At 39.5% G+C, this 25,380-nt stretch carries 22 protein-coding genes, 3 tRNA genes and 2 pseudogenes; 8 read left to right on the top strand and 19 right to left on the bottom strand.

Annotated elements, in window-relative coordinates; translation table 11 throughout:
* Positions 1 to 283: 283 nt before the first annotated feature.
* Positions 284 to 538, bottom strand: a complete 255-nt coding sequence (locus RM368_RS33260; RefSeq protein ID WP_322698006.1) for a hypothetical protein — start codon at positions 536 to 538, stop codon at positions 284 to 286.
* Positions 539 to 589: 51 nt separating this feature from the next.
* The gene (locus RM368_RS33255; RefSeq protein WP_322698005.1) at positions 590 to 922 is read right to left on the bottom strand and encodes a GIY-YIG nuclease family protein; all 333 of its coding nucleotides are present in this window, start codon (positions 920 to 922) and stop codon (positions 590 to 592) included.
* 143 nt (positions 923 to 1,065) lie between these two features.
* On the opposite strand from RM368_RS33255, the gene RM368_RS33250 reads away from it, so the two are divergent.
* Positions 1,066 to 1,236 carry a hypothetical protein gene (locus tag RM368_RS33250; protein ID WP_322698004.1) on the top strand — a complete coding sequence of 57 codons (171 nt, stop codon included), beginning with the start codon at positions 1,066 to 1,068 and terminating at the stop codon, positions 1,234 to 1,236.
* A gap of 14 nt (positions 1,237 to 1,250) precedes the next feature.
* On the opposite strand, the gene RM368_RS33245 is transcribed toward RM368_RS33250, so the two are convergent.
* From RM368_RS33245 to RM368_RS33205, 9 genes and pseudogenes are all read right to left on the bottom strand, one after another.
* Positions 1,251 to 1,664 carry a type II toxin-antitoxin system VapC family toxin gene (locus tag RM368_RS33245; RefSeq protein ID WP_322698003.1) on the bottom strand — a complete coding sequence of 138 codons (414 nt, stop codon included), beginning with the start codon at positions 1,662 to 1,664 and terminating at the stop codon, positions 1,251 to 1,253.
* Complete coding sequence (locus tag RM368_RS33240) at positions 1,661 to 1,975, bottom strand: hypothetical protein (protein WP_322698002.1); 315 nt, start codon at positions 1,973 to 1,975, stop codon at positions 1,661 to 1,663. The genes RM368_RS33245 and RM368_RS33240 overlap by 4 nt, the downstream gene beginning before the upstream one ends.
* A gap of 338 nt (positions 1,976 to 2,313) precedes the next feature.
* Positions 2,314 to 3,267 (bottom strand): annotated as a pseudogene (locus RM368_RS33235) (DUF4238 domain-containing protein).
* Positions 3,268 to 3,340: 73 nt separating this feature from the next.
* Positions 3,341 to 4,867, bottom strand: a complete 1,527-nt coding sequence (locus RM368_RS33230) for a slipin family protein (protein ID WP_322698008.1) — start codon at positions 4,865 to 4,867, stop codon at positions 3,341 to 3,343.
* A gap of 639 nt (positions 4,868 to 5,506) precedes the next feature.
* Positions 5,507 to 5,579: transfer RNA gene (locus tag RM368_RS33225), tRNA-Ile, on the bottom strand.
* 216 nt (positions 5,580 to 5,795) lie between these two features.
* Positions 5,796 to 6,845 (bottom strand): reverse transcriptase family protein, encoded by a 1,050-nt coding sequence (locus tag RM368_RS33220; protein WP_322698001.1) that lies wholly within the window; start codon positions 6,843 to 6,845, stop codon positions 5,796 to 5,798.
* Between the two features lie 456 nt (positions 6,846 to 7,301).
* Positions 7,302 to 7,376, bottom strand: a tRNA-Met gene (locus RM368_RS33215).
* A tRNA-Met gene (locus RM368_RS33210) sits at positions 7,376 to 7,451 on the bottom strand. Before RM368_RS33210 ends, RM368_RS33215 begins: the two co-directional genes overlap by 1 nt.
* Before the next feature lie 269 nt (positions 7,452 to 7,720).
* Entirely contained in the window at positions 7,721 to 8,299 is a 579-nt protein-coding gene (locus RM368_RS33205; protein ID WP_322698000.1) for a hypothetical protein, read from the bottom strand.
* Between the two features lie 250 nt (positions 8,300 to 8,549).
* On the opposite strand from RM368_RS33205, the gene RM368_RS33200 reads away from it, so the two are divergent.
* Positions 8,550 to 9,200 (top strand): TraX family protein, encoded by a 651-nt coding sequence (locus tag RM368_RS33200; RefSeq protein ID WP_322697999.1) that lies wholly within the window; start codon positions 8,550 to 8,552, stop codon positions 9,198 to 9,200.
* Positions 9,201 to 9,392: 192 nt separating this feature from the next.
* On the opposite strand, the gene RM368_RS33195 is transcribed toward RM368_RS33200, so the two are convergent.
* A complete protein-coding gene (locus RM368_RS33195) occupies positions 9,393 to 11,039 on the bottom strand; it encodes a DUF4435 domain-containing protein (RefSeq protein ID WP_322697998.1) in 1,647 nt (548 codons plus the stop codon).
* A gap of 337 nt (positions 11,040 to 11,376) precedes the next feature.
* On the opposite strand from RM368_RS33195, the gene RM368_RS33190 reads away from it, so the two are divergent.
* Positions 11,377 to 11,661, top strand: coding sequence for a hypothetical protein (locus tag RM368_RS33190; protein ID WP_322697997.1), 285 nt, complete (start codon positions 11,377 to 11,379; stop codon positions 11,659 to 11,661).
* A 36-nt stretch (positions 11,662 to 11,697) separates the two neighbouring features.
* Positions 11,698 to 12,120 carry a hypothetical protein gene (locus RM368_RS33185; RefSeq protein ID WP_322697996.1) on the top strand — a complete coding sequence of 141 codons (423 nt, stop codon included), beginning with the start codon at positions 11,698 to 11,700 and terminating at the stop codon, positions 12,118 to 12,120.
* Positions 12,121 to 12,605: 485 nt separating this feature from the next.
* Here RM368_RS33185 and RM368_RS33180 read toward each other — a convergent pair whose 3' ends face one another.
* The 3 genes from RM368_RS33180 to RM368_RS33170 form a co-directional block, all read right to left on the bottom strand.
* Positions 12,606 to 14,195: an alkaline phosphatase gene (locus RM368_RS33180; RefSeq protein WP_322697995.1), complete on the bottom strand. Its 1,590-nt coding sequence runs from the start codon at positions 14,193 to 14,195 to the stop codon at positions 12,606 to 12,608.
* Positions 14,196 to 14,418: 223 nt separating this feature from the next.
* On the bottom strand, positions 14,419 to 14,967 hold the full coding sequence (locus RM368_RS33175) for a PEP-CTERM sorting domain-containing protein (RefSeq protein WP_322697994.1): 549 nt from the start codon (positions 14,965 to 14,967) through the stop codon (positions 14,419 to 14,421).
* Positions 14,968 to 15,400: 433 nt separating this feature from the next.
* A complete protein-coding gene (locus tag RM368_RS33170; RefSeq protein ID WP_322697993.1) occupies positions 15,401 to 16,285 on the bottom strand; it encodes a glycoside hydrolase family 75 protein in 885 nt (294 codons plus the stop codon).
* 412 nt (positions 16,286 to 16,697) lie between these two features.
* On the opposite strand from RM368_RS33170, the gene RM368_RS33165 reads away from it, so the two are divergent.
* The gene (locus RM368_RS33165) at positions 16,698 to 18,905 is read left to right on the top strand and encodes an ATP-binding protein (protein WP_322697992.1); all 2,208 of its coding nucleotides are present in this window, start codon (positions 16,698 to 16,700) and stop codon (positions 18,903 to 18,905) included.
* Between the two features lie 385 nt (positions 18,906 to 19,290).
* A complete protein-coding gene (locus tag RM368_RS33160; RefSeq protein ID WP_322697991.1) occupies positions 19,291 to 19,938 on the top strand; it encodes a class I SAM-dependent methyltransferase in 648 nt (215 codons plus the stop codon).
* A gap of 54 nt (positions 19,939 to 19,992) precedes the next feature.
* Here the strand turns inward: RM368_RS33160 and RM368_RS33155 are convergent, their stop codons facing one another.
* Positions 19,993 to 20,790, bottom strand: coding sequence for a dienelactone hydrolase family protein (locus tag RM368_RS33155; RefSeq protein ID WP_322697990.1), 798 nt, complete (start codon positions 20,788 to 20,790; stop codon positions 19,993 to 19,995).
* Positions 20,791 to 21,114: 324 nt separating this feature from the next.
* Between RM368_RS33155 and RM368_RS33150 the strand changes: the two genes are divergently transcribed.
* Positions 21,115 to 21,654 (top strand): DUF2267 domain-containing protein, encoded by a 540-nt coding sequence (locus RM368_RS33150; protein ID WP_322697989.1) that lies wholly within the window; start codon positions 21,115 to 21,117, stop codon positions 21,652 to 21,654.
* 65 nt (positions 21,655 to 21,719) lie between these two features.
* Here the strand turns inward: RM368_RS33150 and RM368_RS33145 are convergent, their stop codons facing one another.
* Positions 21,720 to 21,794 (bottom strand): element excision factor XisI family protein, encoded by a 75-nt coding sequence (locus RM368_RS33145; RefSeq protein WP_234711171.1) that lies wholly within the window; start codon positions 21,792 to 21,794, stop codon positions 21,720 to 21,722.
* 72 nt (positions 21,795 to 21,866) lie between these two features.
* On the opposite strand from RM368_RS33145, the gene RM368_RS33140 reads away from it, so the two are divergent.
* Positions 21,867 to 22,433, top strand: coding sequence for a Uma2 family endonuclease (locus RM368_RS33140; RefSeq protein ID WP_322698007.1), 567 nt, complete (start codon positions 21,867 to 21,869; stop codon positions 22,431 to 22,433).
* Between the two features lie 55 nt (positions 22,434 to 22,488).
* Here the strand turns inward: RM368_RS33140 and RM368_RS33135 are convergent, their stop codons facing one another.
* Together RM368_RS33135 and RM368_RS33130 are read right to left on the bottom strand one after the other, a co-directional pair.
* Entirely contained in the window at positions 22,489 to 23,595 is a 1,107-nt protein-coding gene (locus tag RM368_RS33135) for a phospholipase D-like domain-containing protein (protein ID WP_322697988.1), read from the bottom strand.
* Positions 23,596 to 23,795: 200 nt separating this feature from the next.
* Positions 23,796 to 25,139: pseudogene (locus RM368_RS33130) on the bottom strand (site-specific integrase); the annotation flags it as partial.
* Positions 25,140 to 25,380: the final 241 nt, after the last annotated feature.

The raw sequence follows: 25,380 nt of genomic DNA, 5'->3' as shown, positions 1-25,380 counted from the left end.
GTCTTCCAAAAGATGGGTCTTCCTTTCCGTCAAATGCACTCTTGGGATTACTCCGAACCTAGCGATCGCTCTTACAATTGATATAATGCAAGGTTTTTTAGCGGTGGGAGAAAAAAGAACTTATTTATAGCCTAAATCTGAGTTGCAGAGTTATGTAATAATAATCTATTTTAATGGTTCAGATATTATAACTCTTATGGAATCTGGTTTTTAGGATTTGCTTGCATTTTGCTCAAAGAAAAACTGTAAAAGAAAAGACTATTTTGAATGACGATTTTTTAGATTAAATGGTGCGATCATCGTATGCATCTAAATCATTAAAAAAACGTTGTGTGTTCTCATAAATTGAATTTTGAGATAAGAACTTGTCATTCGTAACAATTACAAGGTCAACACGCTCAAGAATTTCATCACGCAATCCTGGATAGTAATTTCTATGAGTAATTTCTAGGAAGCAAACATCCGGCAACTGGACTATTGCCACACTTGCAATATCTGGCTTCAAATATTCGCTGTAATACTGCTTTAGCAGCGGCAAGACATCAACTCGATTTGATAATATTGAGTCATAAATTTTATAAGTAGCTGCTTATTCTTGCAGTGCGCGAACAGCCTCACGTACTGGTATACGAAAAAATTCTCTGTCAGAACTGACGCGATATGCAGCAAATCTCTGATGTAGTTTTCTTTCAACCAACTCGCATTCAGAAACCAATTCATCATAAATAACGATAAAAGGAGTCGGCACTCCAGTAGTCCGAAGTTGTTTAGCCCTCAGTTCGGATGTTTGCTCTGTAAGCCCAATTTTTATTTGGTCAGGAAATGACGGATTGAGTAGAACATAGACAAAGCCTTGAGCCATAACTTGTTTAGTTGAAGCAGTTTGTGAATAAATGTTTTGGACAATTTTCTTGATTTTCACCAAATCTCTTTATTTTACTAGTTATTAGAATGCAACTTTCCGTTTAATTCGCGATTTGCCACAGTTATCTGGAATTTTTCAATCTAATCTCTCCATTTGCACATTCTATGGTGTACACACAAGTCTCTTGATCTGCACTTTTGATGCATCGACCTGCACGTTTGTTGCATCGACCTGCACGTTTATTGCATCGCCTTGCACGTTTGTTGCATCGCCCTGCACGTTTATTGCATCGCCCTGCACGTTTGTTGTATGGACTCGCACGTTTGTTGCATCGACTTGCATCTTTGTTGCATCAACCTGCAAAAATTTAGGTTACTTGCGATACTCAATCAGACAACAAGATTGCAAAGCCTTCTTGGGTGAAGTGTTTATCGTGTGTCAGTACCTCTATGATCTCCAGTTGGCGCATGGTGTGCATAGAAATGCAATCTGTCAAGCTGTAGCCTTTATCAAAACGTTGAGAATACAGAGCTAGACCACCTAAAAAGGATTCGCGTGTTTGGGGAATAACTTGAACCCGATCATTTTGTAGAATGCTTTGTGCTAGTTGAAATATTCCGCTTCGGGTGAATCTACCAGCAGTTGAGAAATAATTCACAAACTCAGTCAGCACTTCATCGGTTGTAATTAGTTTTCTTTGCATCAGTGATTTGTGTATGTCTTGAGTGCGGACATGCCATGCATCTCGTGGATTAGCAAGCGCTATCCAGTAAAACGTGTCTACGAAAACAGAATTCATGCTGATGTTTGAGGAGTTCCGTAAAGATACTGATCGTGCTCCTCTGCGCTATCTGTGTGCAAGTTAACCAGTTCTTCAGGAGGAATACTCTGAGCAAATTGCGCGAACTCGTTGAAGAGATTTAGCAGAGAGTTATCTGCTTGAACAGGAGAAGCAATTACTTGAATGCTATCTGCTTCTTGAATACTATCTTGATTAGAACCTTGGAAGTTAGATTGCGCCTTTACAGACTGCAAAATGTACAAAATTGCTTCTATCAGTTCCTCTGGTGCTTGCTCAATTTCTCGAAGAAGTTGCTCTTTCGCCGTCATTGCTGATACCCTCAAGCAAATACTTGAAATTTTACTATTAAGTTTAACTCCCATCACTCTCACTTAAATAATATTTTAAGCGATCGCTTTTAAGGATTGTGTGTCAGATGCACAATAAGTAGACCTTATAGCGATGTCTGCGACGGGCTATTCGGTGTTGCCCTCACTCGATAATGAACTAGGCAATCACATTAAACCGTCCAATCTTCAATCAACAAGCTGGGTACTTTGCCTAAATCCCAATGATTGCGCGTTAATAAAACTAATTTACGGGATAGTGCGATCGCAGTAGAAGAAGTAGACTGTTGTTGCGATCGCGTGATGAGGGAATGGGATCGCTAGAATTCAGTTAGCAAAAGCTCAAAATTTTTATCGCTGGAGTAAGTTTGTCTATAACATTGATTTGCTTGTAGCTTGTTATACAATTTTACATCGTTTTCTGACATGGTAATGCTCATTCTGTCATAACTCTTGAGCTTATTCCAAAAGTTTGATTCAAACATAATTAGAAGATGTTTAGAACTAATTGGATAAACTACTTGGACACCATGTGAAGCCAGACCAGTTCCAAAGTCCTCATGCGGTTTGATTACTATTGGATTATCTGAAGTACATAGTGAAATCGAAGTTGAGTTCACACCAAATAACCAGATATGACTTGATAATATTTTTGAGATTTCTGAATCATCACCTTGATCGAGAATATTAGATATATAAAATAAATGCTGTGCTATCGAGTCTTCTTCGATACCTACCTTTAACAAATTATGAAAAGGAATTGAATTATTTGAACCTTCTGGATCAGGAAAGATATCTTCTAGATTATTTATATTATTCTTGAATAGTGCCTGATCCATTCTTTTCTTAAGCTCATCTAAAGATTGAAACATTTCTCTAATCTGCCGTCGAAGCATAGTTGTCCTGACTAACTGAAGCGCTAAAAATGCAGAAAAAATTTTCTTTGCCTCTTCGTTCAAAACTCTATGAGAGTAAAATAAGTTATTTTCCTCTACTTTTTTAAGATAATTTATGATTTATTTTAGAAAGTATCCAAATCTTAATTCTACTTTAGCAAGATCCTGTTCAATGACTTGAGATTTTGTTTTATCCCTCAAGTTATCAGGTAAAAATGAATCAGGAAAATCATTGAAATATCTCTGTTGAGCAACGTTCTTTACATGAGATGTATAGATAGATTTTTCTATCTTATCCAACACAAATAATGTATATTCATTAGCAAAATTTCTTAAGTAGCATTGAGGTACGAAATGCTGCTGTTTAACCTTATTCATTGAAAGAAATCCTCTAACCTCAATAGAATAGATACCTAAGTAGTATATGGTGCGATCGCTTTTAATAACTAAATCATTGCGGATTCATCCGAATCAAGTCTGTCAAAATACTATCCAAGCTGCCGTTAACTTGAATGCGATCGATCTTCTCTGCAATCCGCTCTAACACTTCGAGTTCCTTTAAACGCAATGCAACGGGGTTATCCTCCATCACTTTGGCAGTGTTTAACATACTGCGAGTAGCAGCAGTTTCTTCTCTACGTCTGACTACGTTTGCTTGAGCGGCTTTTTCTGCCTCGACTACCTTGCTTAAGATAGTCTTAATTTCACCAGGTAAAATAATATCTTTGACACCTACAGAATCTACTTCAATTCCATAGTCTGCGGCTTTCTGGCGAATGTATTCAGAGATGCTTCTATCTATTGCACCTTTATCCTCTAATAATGCATCTAAGTTGCGTTCGCCGACTGCACCACGCAAAGCAAACTGTAATTCTTTGTACAAATAACCAGAAATATCTGATAACCCGTTTTTTGCCCTCAATGGGTCGAGTATGCGAAAGCCTGCGGTCAAGTTTAACCGCAGAGGTACTTTATCTTTAGAGAGGATGTCTTGACCGGATACTTCCATATTTTGGAGTCGGAGGTCGATGGTTTCGGTTTGAAAAGAGCGGCCAAATAACCACCAAGCGTGTACTCCTGGCGATCGCAGTCCTTGAAACTCTTGATTAATGTATACTAGTCCCACGTGTTGGGCGGGAACTTGGCAAATATGCAAGCAATTACGACTGAGCAATTTCACTTCTGTTGAACCTTCAACCAACTCAGCCACTAAGTTAGGCTGTAACTGAGCATCAGCGCTGATGTCGAGAATTTCCACTGCAACACCCTGCCAAAATAACTTCCGGGTGGTGGGTGGCAAAATAGAAATTACTTTCCCTCGATATCGCACAATTGCAACTTGCGAAGCCAGTAATTGCACGGTTTCACAGTAGGCAGCTATAAAGTCGGGATGTTTTTCAATGAGTACATCTTCTAGGGGAAAGTCTGGGTTAGGGATAATCCGACTGAGAATTCGGACTGTAACATCTCTATCTACCGACCAAAAAGCATACTCTCCTGGTTCTAAAGGTCGCACAAAATTATTTTGCAGATATAGTAAACCAATCTCATACTCTGAGATTTGAAACTTCTTCACTCCATTCAACGCAACTGAGCGCAATTGCTGTACAAAGTAACTAGGTAATTCTAAGCTTTCTTCCAAGTTGAATATATGAGACTCTACTTCAATAAAACCACGCCAAAAAGCAATCAATTTATTTGGTGCAACGCTTACCCAATTCTGACCGTAGCGGACTAATGCAACTTGATTGAATGCGGTTCTGATAATCAATAAGTGTTCTTGTAGTTCGGCTTGGTGATTTCGCAACAACAGTTCTAGGTTTTCAATTTGAGCTAGTGGCTGATTGAGGTCATAAATTTTTACTTGCCAATGCCGACCTAAATATGTATGTGTACCAGGTTGCAAAATTTTCTTAAAATCACTGCGGTGATATAAGATGCCGATTTCGTTAGGTTTGATATAAAACGTTTGCCACATAGTAATTTGCATAAATAATTTGTGTGATAGCTGAAGTAAGCTAGGCGATGCCTGAGTTGGGCGTAGCGATGTCTACGACGGGCTACGCCAACGCAACTAGCTAAGAAGATTTGATAAAAACATTTATAACCTTGCTTGAACTAAAGTACCACCTGTATATCACAGTTTCAGTACGGCAACAGTCCGAATTTATCTTGAGGTTCTTAGGTTTTATAACCCTATAAACAAAGGCTAAAGGATTGGTTTTAGCTTTTTGTATTATTATACTACAAAAATATTTACTCTGCCAGTGCAGGTTTTTACAGTTCCGGTGCGGGCAAAAGCTTCTCCAAAGCTGGATTAAGATTGCTGTTACTTTTCCCAAATTGCTCAATGGCAATCTAAAAAAAGAGAACCGCGCTCAAATATGCCGTTCGCTTTGCCAATCCAGAATCCCCAAAGGAAAACCAGATGTAGGAAAAGGAAGGAACATACTCAAGTTAGGGAGAGATACAGTTGCGCTAGCTCCTTGACTGTTATAAATACCTGCATGACAGAGTAGAAAAAACAAAAAGTTTTTTTGATTGGGTCTTTTTGAATACCCAATAATTCTGCGGCCTTGTCCCTAACAAGGTGCCCGTACCCAGGGCGAGGGTTTTGGTGAAAGTATAGGAATCGAACCTACAACCAATCGGCGATACACCGATCGCTCTACCAAATGAGCTAACTTTCATGGTGAAATAGTTGAAAGTACTGGGCGGTATACGCTATTACCAGAGGTTAGCGTACCAGTCGGGTATACAGAACCCAAACTACAGCTTTGTGACTTTGTTACTATCCCGGTTCAAATTTAGCACAGGAAAAAAGTAAAAAGGTGAATTATATCCGCTCTGGCTTTTCTTTGCTCAGGTACACCTAAAATGAGTTTTTTCTAGCAAAATAAGCAGCTTTAAAAACGTACTTCATCAGTTTGAGAGTCACCATATTTCTGCTTGATACGTTCCACGCTTGACTTAAATTCTGCACCTTTGGTCGGGTTAATCATTGCTACATAATTTGCAAACCCGGTAATTGCGGCAATTAAATTAGTTGATTTTCCCCAAGTTTTTCCTGATAAACCTTCTTGTTCTATTTGATATAGAGTTGCGCGAAAAGCTTTTAATGTCTTTTTAGATATATTTAATTGCGTATTTACAATAACACCTGTTACTTCTTGCTGCACTGATTTACCGGAAATCTTGGTTTTCTTATCATTAACAGTAAAACCTTCACTAGTAATAATAAATTTAGTGTTTTTAATCAAATTAGATATTTGAGACGATGCATCCTCAGAAGCAGAAAATGTTAAATCGTCAGCGTAGCGTGTATAACAAAACCCAAGATTTTCAGCGATCGCAGCCAGACGACTATCGAGATTACGGCAAACTAAATTAGAAATAGCAGGACTTGCAGGCGAACCTTGAGGTAAATGACGGTTTTCTGAAGCTGTATTGTTAATTTGTCCATTTATTGCTATTTCAGCAGTCGTACAAATCAAACTGAAAATTGTCGCCGTAGATTCTGAATAACCAAACCCAGAAAATAATTCTTTGACACGTTTGTAAGAAATTGACTGAAAAAAATTCTGTAAATCAATATTGACTATTACATTTGCACCAACATGTGGTTTGGCATTGGTGACTATCGAACGATTTTTACAAAAGCCGTGCGCTGCATTGTGAATTTCTAATTTTTCTAAAATATTATCTAGAATCCACCTTTGAGCAGCTTTAAGTTCGGGCTTTGGCGCAGAAATAATTCTATCTCCACCTACCTTTTTTGAAATTTTGAAAGGGAGGTAATGTGTAGTTCGGGATGTACTAGTTGTTAAAAAACGCAGTTTTTCTAAGCTTATTCCCATTGCCAAGGCTATTTCTTCGGCAGTATTATATTCAGCTAAACCATGCGATGCTTGCGGCGGGCGTAGCCATCGCAAACGTGCTAAATTATCATTTTGCAACTTTTCTAGATTACTTTCAGTCGCTAATGGGGTAGTGATTAAATTTTGGCTATACATACTACAAAAGATTTTTTAACTCTGCAAATGCAAGCGTTTACAGTTTAGGTGTGGGCAAAAGCTTCTCCAAAACTGGATTAAGATTGCTATTCCTTCTCCCAAACTGCTCAATGGCAATCTAGAAAAAAGAACCACGCTCAAATATACCGTTCAATTTACCAATCTAGAATACCCAAAGGAAAACTAGATGTAGCAAACGAAGGGACATACTCAAGTTAGGGAAAAATGCAGTTGCACTTACTCCTTGACTGTGGCTACCGAACTCACCCTTACGAGTGATAACCGACAGCAGAACACTTGCACCGCAGAGTTGAGAAAATGAGGGGTCTCGAATCTGTTAAGATCCGTACCATATTGGCTACCTTGGAAGGGTATTGTCTTTTAACCCGGACAGGGTTCTGGGTGAAAGTATAGGAATCGAACCTACAACACATCGATTATGAGTCGATTGCTCTACCAGTGAGCTAACTTCCTGGGGTTTGATACAGGAATCGAACCTGTGACCAATCGATTATGAGTCGATCGCTCTACCAACTGAGCTAATCAAACGATGGTATAGTTTAAAGGACTCGGCGGTATACGCTTATGCAAAAGCTTGGCGCACCAGTTAGGCGTATAGAACCTAAACTATAGCTTTGTAACTTTGTTACTATCCCGCTCCAAATTTAGCATAAAGGAATTGGGCATTGGGAGTGCTGCCCCAAATATGCAACGCCCAAACAACCTGTGCATACACACCAAGATATCTCGACAGTCCGCTCCAAAAAAGCATAGTGTTTTCTATCTTCCAAAGAAGTTTGAGCAATTATTCTTGGGCTTTAGTCTGGGAAAGCTAAACCAGTCATGGGGTCACGAATATACAACCCTAGCGTGAGACTACGGATTGCTTCATCCCAAACGGGTATTAGTTGCTCTGCTTGATCTGCCCAATAATCAAATGTAATTAAGCATTGAACATTCGACCCCAAACCAATGCAAGTCCGCGAAAAAGCTTCCCGTGGTTCTTCTTGAGTGTCAATGAACTTCATCTCTGTCCAGACAATTCTGGCAGTTTGACGCTTGACGGTAATAATTTCTCCCCTCTCAATGATGTTGCGGCTGTCGTCTTCCAGGACTTTCTTCAACGTGGATTTTAGCGGAAACTGGCTCCAGTCGTTGGGTGGGAGGCGATTAAAAGATACTTCTAGACAGCAATCATCGTTAGGTGGTTTTTTATCCATGAACTTGAAGGATTTTTCTTGTGGCTCAAAAACCCAATTCTGGGGAACATTGAAACGAACAGCGCCTCGATCTGCTACAAAAATTTTGTAACCTGATGGAGATTCCCAACGATGATCGGGTTTGAGTTCAAGCGTTTCTTTAATCCACTGAAGATTGCTTTTTTTACGCTTTGCCATAGTGTTTCTGCATTTTCTGCTGAAGAGGGCGTCACCAATAGCGTAGCGTAAAGCCTTTGGCATAGCTGTCTTTGAGACGCTACGCGTATGCTTAAAGCGATACAGGAGGATAACAGCCCATCGTAGACATTGCCCTTTTTGTTAATGTTATCAAATTGCTAGTATTTTGAATAACTCTTATATTAAATAAATAAAATTAAATAAAATTTTGATGATTTTATATTAAGGAATCCAAGGTAACTGTAACGTTGTGATTAAAGTTTCAGCTTTTAACATTAAAATCTTAGCCGCAGTGTTCATGGTTATGGATCATGTGTGCTATTTGCTAATGCCAGAGTTAAGAATCTTGCACTTAGTTGGGCGATTCAGTTTTCCCCTGTTTGCATGGCTTTTGGTTGAAGGCGAAAAACATACCCATAATGTATACCGCTATGGGAGGAGACTATTAATTACAGCAATAATATCTCAGCCTATTTATAGTGTGGTTTTCCAGAGTTTAGCACTTAACATTCTGTTTACGCTTCTTCTCGGACTTGTGATGTTGCGCTTAATAAAGCGTTACTCACAATTATGGCAGCAATTAATAATTATCGGCTTGTGTGCGGTAGTTGCTGAGGGCTTGGGCGTTGAATATAGAGTATATGGGATTGCAGTAATTTTCTTGATGTCCCTAATAGACAAACTAAAGCCCCAAGTATGGTTGCTCTACTGGTGCTTTTTTCACTTTATTTTAGTAACTCTATTTATAAGTGATATAGTGCAATATTGGGCAATTATTGCAGGATTCATTGTTTTTCAATTTAATGGAAAACAAGGTTCACGAGCTAGATGGTTTTATATGTTTTACCCGGCTCATTTAATTATTTTAGGTATAATTAATTACTTTGTGCAGTCCAGATAAGATTTATGATTTGATCGGCGATCGCTTATTTTGTTAATAGTATCAAATTCATAGTATCGGTAGGGTGCGATGTACAGCGCTTTAACGCACCCTTTTAGCTCAGAATTAGCAGTCTAATGTTGGCTATCACCCATAGCAAAAAATGCATCTATAAAAATGATTAACTTTCGGCAGTCGGGTGGATAGGCGTTGTTAAATAATTGGTACATACTGCCGAAGTCCGTTTATTACCTGCTCTCGATTGCTAGAGTTGAGCATACGAAGTACAAGCTTTTCGTAACCATTGCGACCAAGCTCGAAAATCGAGCAAACATTTGATACGAGTCCTTTGTTGTTATAGTACTTTAGGATTTCATTCAAAGTACCAAAAGCAGCTAACCTATCATACAAATTAAAATTGTTTGTGTAGATCAAATCAATATTTAGCGCAGCAGTGGCATTTACAACAGAGGTCTTTATTGCCTGAAGCCCAACTGACTTAGTATCAATCTTACGTAGATTGTTTTCGATTACCCTATATGTTCGCAGAAATGCTTGACGATCTATCTCTTTGCTAAGATATCCTCTTGCCATTTCAGTTGCACGATCAACAACATTATCAGGGTCAAGCCGTTGATTTGTAGCTATAAGGCGTAACGTTTCCTCATTGAGTAAAATGTTTTCAATTTCTGCAACATCAATACAAAACACACCATCCGTTGAAAGTGATTGTATTTCATCGTCCGTTCGATAATCTCTGTCAATGAGTCCGAAAACACTTACATGATGAAAAGAGGAGTTAAGTCGAAGTGCTCGAACTGATTCAATGACACTTTGACAGCCATTTCTAGGAACGACATTGTAATTTCTGTAAATTGATTGATATATTGCATGATCCTTCCCTCCTTTTTCCCCTTCAACAAAAATAATTGTTCTTCTATTACCAAGCAGCTCAAGCAATAGGCTTTCAGGGAACTCATCGACCTCTGGAACAGTCTCCCATAACCATTTATTAAGACCATTAAACTCTTTAACCCATATGCTTGTTGTACTAACACGTGTAGATGCAAAATTCAGGTCATGGGTGATGTATATGAAAAGACAATCCGGCTTTGCTTCCTCAAGCTTATTCCATAATGATTGCATTATTGACATGTGCAGATGTATTTCGGGTTCGTCAATTACTAATATCGAACCTGGAGGAGCGCATAGACAATGCCCCATTAGATATAACGCCACTTTTTCGCCATCACTCATTTCTTTTCCGTGGTATTCAGTTCCATAAGTAACGTCTTTAACGCTTACTTTTCCATCACCTAAGAAAATTTTTCTGTGAGGAAGAATTTCTTCCCATAGCTTGACTAGAATATCAATTGGAGCATCCGACACAGGAATATACACCTGCTTTAGGCGTGTTTCTGCAGTATGATTTCTATCCCGTTCTGCACTTCGCGCAAACAAATTGGAAAGGACTTTCCCATAATCATTCTGGAGGTAAGTTTCAGGCTTGCCCCCCCAACGGTGGCTCCATTTATATTGATTATTAGCAAACTGGGGATTTTCGTTCCCCCAAAGCAAATCATTCAGGGATTGCTCAAGAGATTTGATTATCGCATAGTCAGGAAGCTCTAGTGCTCTTTGGGCGGATATACGGTGAACAATAATATCATTATCAGTATTCCTCTCTATCCATGCTCCAAGCCTGCTTTTTCCTGAACCATTAGCACCTACAATAACTACCGATCCGTTGTGTATTATCTCAACTTTATTTCCAGTTCCATCTGATGTGGGTAAGTATAGCCTTGGTTGTAGCGACATATTTTCTTCAATAGATTCAATTTTGTAGTATCCAATAGTCAAGATATTAATGTTTATTATACTATATATTTACGTATAATTACCACCTTAAGAATCGTATACAAGGTAAACAGTTTAGACAATCTCTTTGCATGGATATTTGGATTGTCGCAAAGCTATGATCTTCGACCACACCTCATGGGATGCAGCTTTAACTATGACTGTCACATCATAGCTCGATCTAAACTTGACAGCAAAAGAATTGAGCTAGAGCAATCCTATAACCAAACAGCGATCGCACCACCATCACAATGATCAAAACTAGTCATCACAGCCCAAAAATATAGATAAAGTCAAATTTAGTAAGCAAAATGGCATTTGACTTACTCAAAAGCTGCTTTTGCTTTCTCATTTTAGTGTTTTCCGCAAGTCAAATAAGCTTTTACTTACTCAAAAGCTGCTTTTGCTTTCTCATTTTGGTGTTTTCCGCAAGCAAAACAAGCTTTTACTTACTCATTTTGGTGTTTTCCGCAAGCAAAACAAGCTTTTACTTTCTCAAACCCCAGTTTGCTTTCTCATTTCAGTATTTCGCGCATTCATGACAAATATCGCGCTTGTAACAAAAACCATTGCAGATTTGCCAGAATTCTCTCAGGCTGAACTATACGTAAGCCTTTTAAGGTAAAGAATATTAACCGTACTATATTAGAAGGTGTAGATCGTGGCTCGGAGAAAAAGAACTTCTCTAGTACTAGAAAAAGCAGTGCGTCGTGCGGCTAGCATCAACTCAATCGATCCAAGTTTAGATTTAGGCAATGGACTTACTTTACCTGCCTTTTCTACTCTCATCGAAACGATGCGAACTAGAGAAAATGCATATAACAGTGCCCTTTCCAGCTTGGATAAACTGTATCGTGAAATGCTGGAAACAGAAAGCGAGTTGGGAGATATGACAGAACACATGCTAATGGCAGTGGGGACTCGATATGGCAAAAGCAGTGTGGAGTACGGGATGGCGGGAGGAATTCCTAAAAATCAGCGTCGTAAGGGACTGCGAGGACAGTCGCCAATCAATGATGAGCAACCGTCATTCGTTGCCAGTATGGAGAGCAAGAATGGAAAGAAACCAGCAGCAACAACTTAATATGTGCTATTCTACGCAAAATTATTTCAAGCAAAAATGATTGCATAAACACATTCGCAAAGCGTCTGGTAGACATCGCTCTCCATAAAAAAGAGACGTAGTAGTGCTACGTCTCTACCGCAACTAAATTTGCATCAGATAAACTTTTATAAAGACTCGATCCGTTCTACGCCGCTGATTTTTGTGTCAACACCTTACGGATTTAAAGTAGTTATCAAAATATGGCGGCTATAATTGCGATCGCTAATCTTGTAAATTAGGGAGCCACTGCATTTTTATCCCCAATTAATATTACCTGCTCTGCTTGGCGTTATCAAATTATTGTTTAACAAATTTCTAGTGCGATCGTTGCTCTTGTAGATTGGATTGACGGTAAAAAACATCGACTTGCAAAAATCAATTTCCTGAAAATGAAACCAGAGATGGATACAGATAAACACTGATGATTTATCTGTATCCATCTGTGATACCTGGGAATTAAACGATTAGACTTGTTGTATTTCTGGATGACCATCTTCAACCACAAATGAAGCCCGCTTACTAATCGTGCCAAATGGAGTTGTGACGTTTGATAAAACTAGATAGTCTGTTTTACAGGTTGTGGGAGTCAGCGCACAGCGAACATACCCCCGTTGACCGTTGAAGAACTTAATGTGTGGGTTATCGGGTAAGTAAGCTTCAACATTTGGGGTGGTATCTGCCCCATCTCCACCAGAGGTTATTGAAGTACAGACGAATTCACTCCCGACTGTAGCAGATTCTGGATTATTAAAGTCAGCCTTTAAATTCATTGCCCAGTTGGAATGGATATCGCCTGATAAGACGATTGGATTAGATGGTTTGCGCTGTTCTAAGAAACGCATGAGGCGATCGCGGGAAGCCACATAACCATCCCACTTATCCATGCTATAGGTTCCGCCTTTGCCTGGTTTTGTGTCTATCTGAGCAACTACAACTTGCTGGGCTAAAACATTCCACTTAGCCTGTGAGTTATCTAAACCATCATATAGCCAATTTTCCTGACGCTTGCCAGTAATCGTTGCATTCGGATCTAAATTTTCTGGGCAACGTTCTTTAGTACCATCACCACATGGCTGATCGGTGCGATATTGCCGGGTATCTAGGACATGGAAAGTGGCTAAGTTACCAAAGGAGAGCCGACGGAAAAGTTGCATATCAGCGCCAACAGGACGCGAGAAGGGGCGCAGTGGCATATGTTCGTAGTAAGCCTGATAGGCAGCAGCCCGTCGTTGGAGGAAGATTGCCGGATTCTGGTCTGGTTCAGTATCGACTTCCGAGATGTCGTTGGCATAGTTGTTTTCCACTTCATGGTCATCCCAGGTAACAATCCAGGGAAACGCTGCATGAGCTGCTTGCAGATTGGAATCAGTTTTATAAAGGGCGTGACGGTTGCGGTAATCTTCCAAAGTCACAATTTCTGCACTGTTATGCTGTCTGGGGCGATTCTTTGAAATTCCTCCTTCATAGATGTAGTCGCCAACATGCACAACTAAGCTGAGGTCGTCCTGGGCAAGATATTTGTAAGCAGTATAATAGCCCTGCTCATAGTTCTGACAAGAGACAAGGGCAAAGTTTAATTTATTTAAGTAGCCACCTGCTAGAGGAGCTGTACGAGTGCGGCCAATGGGGCTAGCATCTTGACCGACAATAAACCGATACCAGTACCAACTATCAGATTGCAGTCCCTCTACCACAACTCGAACTGAGTGAGCTAGTTGTGGAGTTGCAAGTACCGTACCTCTGGAGACAATACGCTTCATATCGGGATCGGTAGCCATTTCCCAGCGAATTGGCACATTAGCAGGTGGCATTCCACCTCCATTTAAGGGTTCGGGAGCTAGACGAGTCCAAATCACTACGCTGGTAGGATAGGGATCGCCTGACGCTATACCCAAAGTGAAAGGATAATTAGAAAATCTGCTTCTAGCGATCGCTCGTCGATCGAAAAATTGGTTAGCGATCGCCAAACCAGACAATGCTCCTGCTCCGATAATTAAGTTGCGTCGTTTGATTCGACTGTGTAGGAACTGCTCAAAATTCCGGTAATCTACCATTTTCTACTCCTGACTAACAGGTAAGTTAAAACGCAGCAACAACTAACACGAAGAAGGCAGGGTGGTCTTAGGCAAACTTCGTAACTAACTCCCTTACCAAAATCAGGTTTTAATTCCCAATTTTTCTGGCATCAATGTATTAGATGTTGTTTTGCCAGATAAAAGCATATTACTAAGAGATTAATCCTTGGCAAAGAAAGCGTTAATATCAACTTAACCAAGATTAGATTTTAATCTTTTTCATTGATGCTACTTTTTTCTTCATTATCCAACCAAAACTACAAGCAAAGAGAGCGCCAACTAAAGGTGTAGGTTCAGGTACTTGTGTATAGGAGACTCTACCTGATATGGGTTTAGCATCTGGAGAAGTTCTAGAGAAAATTGTCAAATCCTCACCAATGATTTCGTAACTTATAGAACTGGAAGGATTAGATTTATCGTTGAACAGATAGTCTAATGCTAAAGATGTTTGTCCGGTTGAGAACGTAGTTGGAAATACTAGAGGAAATTCTGGATATTTGGTATCATCTTTTTCAGTGTAAACGGTAGAGTCACCGTCAAATTGGAAAGAGAGTGACTTAATGGCGGCTACGGGATTATCTTCATTACTAAAAGTTGAGTCATCAAAGCTAAAAAAGCCATTTCCCTTTGTTACAGGACTATCAACTGTGAAAGCATAATTAATAATTGCAGCAGATACGGATTTGGCATCTACAGTAGCAAAACCTAAAGTCAAAGTAGCAGCAAAAACTAATGTTGGAACAAATTTCATCTCAGTTTTCCTCACCATAAACTTCTGTAAGCAATACACACTGCAAAGTATAAAAGCAGTTTGTTTATAACTTGCTGATTTCCCAAATGGGTATTCATCACTGAGTAGAACAGTGATGAAAATCAATACTTTTTCCCTTTTTGAGAAAAAGAAACTAGTCTTCAAATAATTGAAGTCGCCCTATTTTATAATTATGAGTTTAAGCAGACTTTAATTAAAGGTAAAATAAAATAAAATTTAAGTTAGCAAATAAAAGAGTTAGCAGTTAACTAAAACATTTATATTCAACTGGGGACTGGCGAACAGGTGGCACTCTCTAAGGATAAGGGGTAATGGGGACTGGTTGTACTGGAAATTGGGAGGATGAGTATATATTCATATCTCACCCTAAATGTTGTGTAATTATACTACTGATTGAAATGCAGAATGTGGATTATAGAGACTTTATCCGTTCTACGCCACCCCATATTTCAAAAAACCGTTTAGTTTCACTTTCTATTTCTGAAATTGTTCTTGGCTGTCCATTCCCAGAACCCGGAAAAACAATATAAACGATATCCTTGGGAATTCCTCGCTTGACTCTTGATTGTACTAGTGGATCGTTTCCAACAGCCTGAGACAAAGCTATTGAACCCTCTCCAATCTGGTTTTTAGGGCCAACATCAGCATAAATTGCAAAAGCGAGTTTTTCATTGCTAGTGTTATAAACAACTGCCAAATCTCCTAATTTAACGCCTGTAGCTTTTCTAAAACCATCATTTCCTGGAAGAACAATATACGGAATCTTTGTTGAATCAACATAGCGGCGTGGATCTTGTTTAGCAAATCCAGAGTCGCATAATGCAGTTGTAGAAATATAGTATCCAGGATATGGATCGGTACTGCCTTGAATAAATGGATTGCCGTTTTTATCTACAGCTAGTGCCCACCAGTTATCTGAATACCCAGCATTTGCCAAAAAATCAATCCCTTTATCTGCGGGGTGATAAGCATTAGGCGCACCATCAGCATTAATGCTCATCCCTGCTTCATAGAAAAATGCAGATTCTCCATTTGCCTGGAGAATGGGAATTTCACCAATTTTAATCACAGTCTTGAGCGAAAATTTTGTGACTGGACTCAGGAATTTTTGAGCGACAAAACCTTCTAAAGTTTTTCCTTCAATAATAGTTGCAACTTTCCACCACTTTTCATTATCCGAATTTTGAATTTTAGATACAATATATCCTTTGGGAAGAAATGCTAATTGATTAGCTTCATCAACAATCGGTGCTGAACGTATATTCAAACTATCTGAAATTACTTGAAATTGCTGCATAAACTACTCCAAATTTAAAAGTTTAACTCATCAAAATACATTGAAAAAACCAAATTTTGTGCTGATGCGATCGCTAATATCTAGAATTAAACTCTGATTTTTTGATGTCGCGTCAGCTGGGCGGGCAATACCTGATTTTCCTGCTTTGAAGCAAGGCAAATACACGAGAAAAAACTTCTGCAACGCTCCCTAAATCTAAATGTCACTTACTAAATCGCTGGATTTCGATCCCCAACTGCTTGCAGACACCCAGAGGGTAAAAGTTGGGGATCTGGGCAGCAATTTTTGCCTAAAAAAGTACCATTCCACCCTAAAGCCGCCTTTGACTTGATAAAAAAATTTCAACAAATGTGAGTATCCGAACATCTTGGGAACTATAGAAGCAAATCAGCACAACTTTCAGCTTCCAGCAATGAAAACTCCCTATCTCAGCAAAGCTAAGGCGTTCCCATTACAGATTGTTCTTATTGTTCCCTTCCTGATCCAAATTTTTGCAGCGGTTAGTTTAGTGGGTTATTTGTCTTTTAAAAATGGACAAAGAGCAGTTAACGACCTAGCCCAACAGTTGATAGATCGCACCACCGATGTCGTGGATGAACACCTAAAGTCTTATCTTTCCATTCCACAAACCCTTAATCAGATCAACGCAGATGCTATTCGCAGGGGACTATTGGATGTGGGCGTAGGCAAAGCCAGCCGTAGGCATCGCCAAACCCTTGGCAAGTATTTCTGGGATCAGATGCAGGCTTATGACTTAACTTATATTGGTATTGGACTAACGACAGGTGAGGGGCTGGGAGTCGCTCGTTATGATGGCAAAACTATTACTATTGATGATTGGACTGCCAAGCCTCCAAATAATGTCTACACCTACGCTACCGATAATCAAGGTAATCGAACTCAGGTCAATGCTCGCTGGAATTGGCAAAATTCTACTGAATCTTGGTATACTCAACCCATCGCCGCAGGTAAACCTATTTGGGCAAAGATTGTAACTGGAAATTATCCCAGTGGCCCCTACATTGCCGCCTCTGCCAGTCGTCCGATTTATGATTCGCAAAGTCGCTTACTAGGAATGGTTGCAATAGACATTCACTTACTAAAACTCAGCGATTTTTTACACAGTTTGAATATTAGTCAATCTGGGCGAGTGTTTCTTTTGGAGCGGGATGGTACATTAATTGCTAGTTCCGGTACAGAGAAGCCTTTTGTCGCGGTCAATCAAAAGATCCGGCGATTGCACGCGATCGATAGTTCCGATCCAATCATTCAGAATGTTGCCAGACATTTCCAAACCTCTGGGTTTGGGTCTATCACCCAAGACACAGATTTTCAAGTTGAGGTGGAAGGAAAACGGCATTTTGTGGATATTCTACCTTGGCGTGACAAGTATGGCTTGGATTGGTTGGTGGTGGTGAGTGTGCCAGAAGACACATTCATGACCCAAATTAACGCCAACACGCGCGCCACGATCGCACTTTGTTTTGGCGCATTAGTCATTGCCTCTGTGATGGGCGTGTTTACCTCTTATTGGATTGTCCGCCCGATTTTGCGCTTGAATTGGGCAAGTGAAGCAATGGCATCTGGTAATTTCAGTCAGACATTAGAAACTAGCCCCATTCAAGAACTTAATAGCCTATCTAACTCTTTCAACCAGATGGCAGGGCAATTACACGAATCCTTTAGTGCTTTAGAGAAAAGCAAAGAAGAACTAGAAGAACGAGTAGAAGAACGCACTACTGAACTTAAAAATGCATTAGGAGAATTGCAGCGCACTCAATCTCAAGTTATTCAAAGTGAAAAAATGTCTAGTTTGGGACAACTAGTTGCTGGAATCGCACACGAAATTAATAATCCAGTTAACTTTATTCATGGCAACCTCGCCCATGTGCAGGAATATACTCAGGATTTATTAGCACTGATGCAGTTGTACCAGCAATATAATCCCTACCCTGCTGCTGAAATTCAAACCGTTGCTGAAGACATCGATCTAGAGTTCTTGCAGGAAGACTTGCCAAAAATGTTGTCTTCAATGAGAGTAGGCACCGATCGCATTCGCCAAATTGTACTGTCGCTGCGGAATTTCTCTCGCATTGATGAAGCGGAATTTAAACGGGTCAATATTCATGAAGGCATCGACAGTACTTTGATGATTTTGCAGCATCGCCTCAAAGGTAAACCAGAACAACCTGAAATTGAGGTGATTAAAGACTACGGCACTGTACCCTTAGTAGAATGCTATGCCGGACAACTCAATCAGGTATTTATGAATATTTTAGTAAATGCGATTGATGCGTTAGAAGAAAATAATACTAAGCTTACCTATCAGGAAATTAAGGAAAATCCCAGTCAAATTAAGATTCGCACATCGGTAGTTAATTCAACGTGGTTAGAAGTGGCGATCGCTGATAACGGAGTTGGTATTTCTCAAGAATTTCTGCAACGAATATTCGATCCTTTTTTCACCACTAAACCCGTTGGCAAAGGAACCGGAATGGGTATGTCCATCAGCTACCAAATCATCACAGAAAAACATGGCGGTAAACTAGAGTGTTTCTCAACTCCTGAAAAAGGAACCGAGTTTATCATTCAGATTCCTTTGCGGCTAAGGAATGGTTGAACTATGAATTATGGCTGAGGCTTGAGGGAACAGGAAGATGTAAAGAGTTCTGAATTATACAGCAGATTTCAAGTTGGAGAAGAGCGTACTTCTTTGACTTGTAAAGTGCTGTAAGTAAGAATACCTTTGCTAATTTACGAAGCTTGAGCAATGATTTGCCGTTTAGAGCGGGCGATCGCGATTTTTGATAATACACCAACTGCTCTTGTCACTTTGCTGTTATAGATATTGTTCGGTCAGAAGACAATTATAAAGTTATTTTGTTGGTTAGAGAATATACAATGAAGTTTTTTTGTTGGTTAGAGAATATACAAATTTTGGGCGCGAACAGATTATACAGTTGAACAGATAGTTAAAGTCAGTAGTTCTGTTTGTTAAAAAATCTATGCAAATACATCAGGTGATTGAAACCTACGATCGGGGATCGGTGGATTATGACGCAATTATGAAGCGTTACTGGCACATTGAGCGCGAACCCTTAATTGCCTCCTTGCAGCTCAAACCAGGACAAACTGCCCTAGATGCTGCGGTAGGAACTGGTCTTAATCTTCCAGCCTATCCTGAAGGTGTACGTGTCGTCGGTGTCGATCTCTCTGAGAAGATGATGGATGAAGCACGTAAAAAACACGTATCCGCAGACATCACCTTCAAAGTATCGGATCTCTGCAATCTTAATTTTCCTGATAATACTTTTGATGCAGCAGCATCGGGATTTACCTTCTGTGTCGTTAGCGATCCAGTCCGCGCCCTTGCAGAGATCCTGCGAGTTACTAAGCCTGGTGCCTTAATTGCCATTCTCGATTACTGCAAATCGCAAGATCCAGAGATTCAGAAATGGCAAGAGTTGATATCTGATGCAGCTTCACAGCTAGGCTTCCCGACTGACAAGATCAAGTGGGATGCATTGATGGATTATGACGAATTGATTTACAACAGTAAGCTGACCATTGAAGTGCTTGCAGACGATCGCATAGAAAATCCAAACCCGTTTTTATGTGGTTGTCAATTACTGCTGAAAAATTCCAAAGCTTAAAGGCAACAGCATCGCACTCATTGGACAAGAGTGCGATATTTACGACAAGCCGGATTACAAGTGATTTTGAAACAGTTCTAAAACATGTTGCCAAGCATCAGGAGCAGCTTCAGGATTATAACTTGAGTGCTGGGCTAAAAATGGGTATCGATCTTTGAAGAATCCAGCGAAAAATCCGTGTCCGGCGTCGTATCGAAATACACGATGATTTATGTGATGTTTCTTTAATTCTGCTTCGATTTGCTCGTTTTCTTCCTGAGAAACTAATGTATCTCTTGTCCCAAAAAATGCATAAATAGTACCTTTAATTTCTGAAGTACGATTAATGGTTGGAGTGTCTTCACCATAACTAGCAGTGGTAATTCCGCCACCATAAAACGAAGCTGTGGCTTTGATATCCGGTAAAGTTGCAGCCATATAAGCAACATGACCGCCAAAACAGAAACCAATCACACCGATCGCATCATCTTTGACATTGGGTAAAGTTTTGAGATAAGTAATGGTAGCTTGAATATCACTGAATATCTCTTGATATTTTACTTGTTGATAGTATTCCAACCCCAGCCGATAGGCTTCTGGGCTATAGCCAATATCTTCTGGGCTAAAGTCAGCCTCAAATCCCGGAGCAATACGTTGATACATCGCCGGGGCGATCGCGACATAACCTTGTTTAGCGATTAATTCGGTGATATCTCGAATATTGCTGTTGATACCAAAAATTTCTGGAAAAACGATAACCGCGCCAAAAGTTCCATTTTGTGCTGGTTGAGCTAAATAAGCATCGATTTCTAAGCCATTGTTAGGAACTTTGACATAGGAAGTGTGAATTTCGATGTTTGTTGTTTCTAGCATCTTTGTTTCGGCTGCTTTTATACTAACTCATCTATTTTGACTGTTTTTTGTTACCAATGGGCGATGTCTACAACGAGCAAAAACACTAAGAGTATTGCTCTACTCAATAGAATAGATATGATATTTTCAGAAATTAAATATGTGTTATCCAAAACCTTTGTAGAGGCGTAGTCCTGCTACCTGTATCTATGCAAATCAGATGAATTTCTAACTTTTGAATAAATGTCATCTCAAACTTCTGGAAGATTCCAAGGCTTTTTGATTTGTGCGACCTTACATAAAGTAAGCATAAAGACTCAAAATTAATAACCAGAAGAAAAAACAATGCCAGATCAAAGTTTTAGAACAGATATTCCAGAAGTCGATCCAACGGAGATTGAAGATAATCGAACTGCGATCGCTGACGAACATCGCTCGTTCCTGGAAAAAGTTCAGGTCAAAGGCGGATTTGCAGACCCCTATGATGCAAGGGATTTTACTGAAGTTGTGTTTCGCGTGATGCGCGACGTGATGACCACAGAAGCCAGCGATCGCGTCGAGGCAGAACTGCATACAGAGGCAGTACCTACAGATGAGAAAGCACTCCAGTTTGAAGTGTCCGATCTCTGGAAAGACACCAATCCCATTGTGGGATTTTTAAGCCGGGTTCGTCCACCCTGGAAAGGCCCAGGTATCTTCAATATCGATTCCGATCGCTTCCTATTCCGAGTTGCTAATGAAAGCGGAATGCCGCGCTCAGTAGACCGAGAGCAAGCGGTTAAAGCAGTGTTTTCTGCCACCAAAGACGAACTTTCCGAAGAACGGATTCAGGAAATTGCTAGCTGGCTACCTGATTATGTGCGTCAGCTTTGGGAACAGGCTTAATTAGAAAGGTGAAAAAGTCAAGTCTGTTTGCGAGTAGCGATCGCAAACAGGCTTTTTCAATAGGTTTAGCCTACAGCAAACTCTGTATACTGCCTTACATGAGGTGCATGATATGCGATCGCAATATCTTGCTTAGGCACTCCCTCGCTCACAACCAATTCTGTGACAAAATAATATTGTTGTCATATAGCCAATGCGATCGCTTACGACCTATGATTTCTAGCATCTCGCGCCGCTACAGCTTGGATGAATATCGTGCGATCGAAGAAAAAGCCGAAGGACGTAGCGAATATCGAGATGGAGAAATTGTACCCATGCCTGGAGGAACGCTCAAACATAGCCGCATCGGTCGAAACATTTTGACCTATTTTACTTCTGTGCTGCGAGATACTCAATTTGAGCCAATTAACAGCGATTTACGGCTGTGGATTCCCGGACATCGACGCGGAGTATACCCAGACGTAATGGTTTTTAACGGTGAACCGCAACTAAATGGCGATCGCTCAGATGAAGTCTTGAATCCCATTTTGATTGTTGAAGTTCTATCTCCTTCCACCGCAGATTACGATCGCCAAAGTAAATTTCGGATGTATCGATCAATTCCAAGTTTTAGCGAATATTTATTAGTCGAGCAAGATGAACCTTTTGTGGAACGCTACAGTAAACAAGCTGAAGGTTGGTTGCTTAGTGATTTTAGCGGTTTAGAGGTATCTATTTCTTTAGATTCAGTTGCGATCGCATTATCGATGGCAGAAATTTATCGCGGCGTTGTTTTTTGAGAATGCAGACATGGGAAAGATGTTACTATACTGCAACACAATTGTTAAATTACGGTTAATCATCTAACTCAAAATATTGAGATAGCTTTTCTATTGTAAGACGACTTCTGGGACTTTCCATTCGACATACTATATTAGGGTATGTAAAAAGCCCTGTTTCGTAGCGGTATGCCTCACTTTTAGACACCTTTTTGATCCATTTAACACGGACAAGGTACTCGGATTTGTTCAGGTCATCAGCATATTCGTCCATGCTGGGAGCAACAGTTGGTGCATCTAGGATTGGTACTTGTTGACCATTGACCAATACCTTGAAGTCTCTTACAGGTACAGCAGCATGTATTACTAGACCAACACCGACATAACCAGTTTGGGGTATGTAGACAAATAGACGCGACCCAGGAGACAGCAACTTTATTAGAGGTCGGTTATACTTTTCCTCACTACCACCAGAGATAAAACCATATCTCTGGCAGTCAGCCCAGTTTCTATGTTTGCCTTCGCCAAGATTGACATAAAAATCACGACCATTCCAAGGCTCAGGCTCACTAAGTTTTATACCCTTTGATTTCCTGGCTTTTTGTTCAGCTTCTTCAGGGTCAATAATTTTTGATTTGATAATTGGAGCATCTGAATTTAAATAAATGCTATGGGATTCAGGTATAGGTGTTATTATAGTAGTCTTTTGAAGATAGTCTTTTAAGTTCGGTATATTAACCTCACTACTGCTTAACCATGAGTTCTCAAACCATTCTCTAATTTCATTAATTTTATTACTTTCATTTAGCAAAATTGACATCTCTGCTCTATGACTAATACCCATTATGGTAAGATTTGCAGAACCCAATAGGCATAAATGATCGCCAAGAAAAACTTTTGCATGTAAATTCCTATAATGATGAATTTTGCATGTGTTTTCAATAAGGAAATCAATGATTTCTTCTCTTGCTTTGCTTTGAAAGGCACTAACCCAAGCTTCTACATCAGAAATAATACGCCAATTTGCTTGCTTACGTAAAAATGGTTTAATATAGCTAAGATCAATATAGGGACGAGCTATCAGTAATTCTTTACTATTACTCACTTGATGAATAGCTTTATCAAAAGGTGAAAATCCACCATTTCTACTTTCGTTGGTATGATATATCAGCTTACTACTCATAAAATATTAGATTAAAATATACTATATTTAATAATAGTGTCAACACTTTTTTGATTAACATCAGTGTTAATACATAATACGAGTAATTCTAGATATATTGGTATGAGAACCTCAGATAATATATAGATTTATATGTTCTAACTTTAATACTTTCCAGAAGTAACCTCCTAGCTTATTATATTATCAGTATTTGGGCAAGTTTAACCTTGTTTATAAATCATTTCCATTTTCAACTTTTCAACCTCCAATCTCAACTTATCATTCTCCATCTTCAACTTAGCATTCTCCTCCCTAATCAACTCAACTTCATTCCTCTTACTCAACGCCTGATTAATCGCCAACTTCCGCATATCCAGCGAAAACCAACGCTGATAAGTTTGCGTGTGAACTTGCACACTATGCCCCAAATTATCCGCCGCCGCTTTAATTGGTATTCCCAAAATATGCGCTCGAATTGCCCAAGCGTGGCGTAAATCATAAGGTTTAAAATCCAATCCTATTTTGCGAAACCACCAACTAACTCGCTGTGTTAACGCCGTTATCTCAGCATGATTAGCGTTATCTTTTTTTGCGATCGCACTCTTCAACATCTCTAAATATTTCGGATTTATTAAATCAAATTCCTCAATCCATTGTCTATGTAGTGGTAATGCTTCTCTTTCCCCAGTCTTACAATCTTTATGTACTTTCCATGTAGAATCTACATTTTCTTCACTCAACCACCAATCAATATCGGGATTAATAAAAAGTTCCCGTGGACGTAAACCAAAAACTGCTAACATTCCATACGTCCAGCGCCAAAGTTGCCAGCTATCTTGAACATTTTGATTAACTTGATTACCTCTGTTATGTTGATAATCTTCAAATTTGAGAATTTCATTAGCTATTTCCGCATCTGTAGGGATAGTGCGGGAATTATTCTCAGGCATTTTGGAATATTTAGATAAATCAATTTCGATATTGAATGTCACACAAAATGCTGCGATCGCTCTGGCGGCATTATATTTAGCCCATTCTTTATCGATTTGTTCAATTGAACCGATCAGATTTTCAGCAGTTGCCAAATCTTGAGGATTGGTAAATCTCTTGGTGCGGGAAAAGTAATAAAAAAAAGTATGTTCGCTTTTAGTTGTACGTTTGTGAGTTTTAAAATACTCCTCTTCAAATTTTTCCAGTAATTCTCCTATAGTTTTAAAATATTTTTTAATTGCCTCATTTCCTAAATATTTATCATTCCATTCAAAATTTTTCCGAGCGATTAACTTCCCTAACTCATAAGCTTCTTCCTCAGCCGTCTTGAGTCCATCCAAGTTAGCGGGAATATTCAAGCTGAGATTGTATTGCTTTCTCCCAGTACCGTTGCTGTCTTTGTCTCCCGGTTTAATTGGCAACGTCGCCCGTAATTGCAGACTTCCATTTGATTCTCTAATTGTCACCTTTGCCTTTGCAGACTTCAAACGCAGATTAACTTTCTCTAATTCTAGTAGTACTTTCGTTCTCATGTGTTCTTTTTGCTGCTGTGATTGCAGAGATGAGCAAAAAAACAGGCGATTTTTTAATCGCCTTGGTTCAGGACAACATTTAGATGATGCGTGAGTCCTGAACCTAGTTATGCTGTATTTTTAGCCTATATTTAGGCTAAAAATAAATGTGTTATCAGCGAACAATGTTTATCGCTGACACTGTTTACTGCAAACATTAGGCTGCTGAAAAAAATTAAACCAAAAAAAGGATTACTCCGAACCTAGCGATCGCTCTTACAATTGATATAATGCAAGGTTTTTT

Source organism: Nostoc sp. DedSLP03 (genome assembly GCF_034530815.1).
In the GTDB taxonomy this organism is placed as follows: domain Bacteria; phylum Cyanobacteriota; class Cyanobacteriia; order Cyanobacteriales; family Nostocaceae; genus Nostoc.
Note: the sequence above shows the minus strand (reverse complement) of the source record. Positions and strands in the feature narration are given on the sequence as shown.

Bases quoted from the DNA above. Each gene is read 5' to 3' on its own strand.
- RM368_RS33250 (WP_322698004.1), top strand. From the start codon at position 1,066: ATGCATCGACCTGCACGTTTGTTGCATCGACCTGCACGTTTATTGCAT.
- RM368_RS33245 (WP_322698003.1), bottom strand. From the start codon at position 1,664: ATGAATTCTGTTTTCGTAGACACGTTTTACTGGATAGCGCTTGCTAAT.
- RM368_RS33240 (WP_322698002.1), bottom strand. From the start codon at position 1,975: ATGACGGCGAAAGAGCAACTTCTTCGAGAAATTGAGCAAGCACCAGAG.
- RM368_RS33230 (WP_322698008.1), bottom strand. From the start codon at position 4,867: ATGTGGCAAACGTTTTATATCAAACCTAACGAAATCGGCATCTTATAT.
- RM368_RS33205 (WP_322698000.1), bottom strand. From the start codon at position 8,299: ATGGCAAAGCGTAAAAAAAGCAATCTTCAGTGGATTAAAGAAACGCTT.
- RM368_RS33180 (WP_322697995.1), bottom strand. From the start codon at position 14,195: ATGGTAGATTACCGGAATTTTGAGCAGTTCCTACACAGTCGAATCAAA.
- RM368_RS33175 (WP_322697994.1), bottom strand. From the start codon at position 14,967: ATGAAATTTGTTCCAACATTAGTTTTTGCTGCTACTTTGACTTTAGGT.
- RM368_RS33170 (WP_322697993.1), bottom strand. From the start codon at position 16,285: ATGCAGCAATTTCAAGTAATTTCAGATAGTTTGAATATACGTTCAGCA.
- RM368_RS33165 (WP_322697992.1), top strand. From the start codon at position 16,698: ATGAAAACTCCCTATCTCAGCAAAGCTAAGGCGTTCCCATTACAGATT.
- RM368_RS33160 (WP_322697991.1), top strand. From the start codon at position 19,291: ATGCAAATACATCAGGTGATTGAAACCTACGATCGGGGATCGGTGGAT.
- RM368_RS33155 (WP_322697990.1), bottom strand. From the start codon at position 20,790: ATGCTAGAAACAACAAACATCGAAATTCACACTTCCTATGTCAAAGTT.
- RM368_RS33150 (WP_322697989.1), top strand. From the start codon at position 21,115: ATGCCAGATCAAAGTTTTAGAACAGATATTCCAGAAGTCGATCCAACG.
- RM368_RS33140 (WP_322698007.1), top strand. From the start codon at position 21,867: ATGATTTCTAGCATCTCGCGCCGCTACAGCTTGGATGAATATCGTGCG.
- RM368_RS33135 (WP_322697988.1), bottom strand. From the start codon at position 23,595: ATGAGTAGTAAGCTGATATATCATACCAACGAAAGTAGAAATGGTGGA.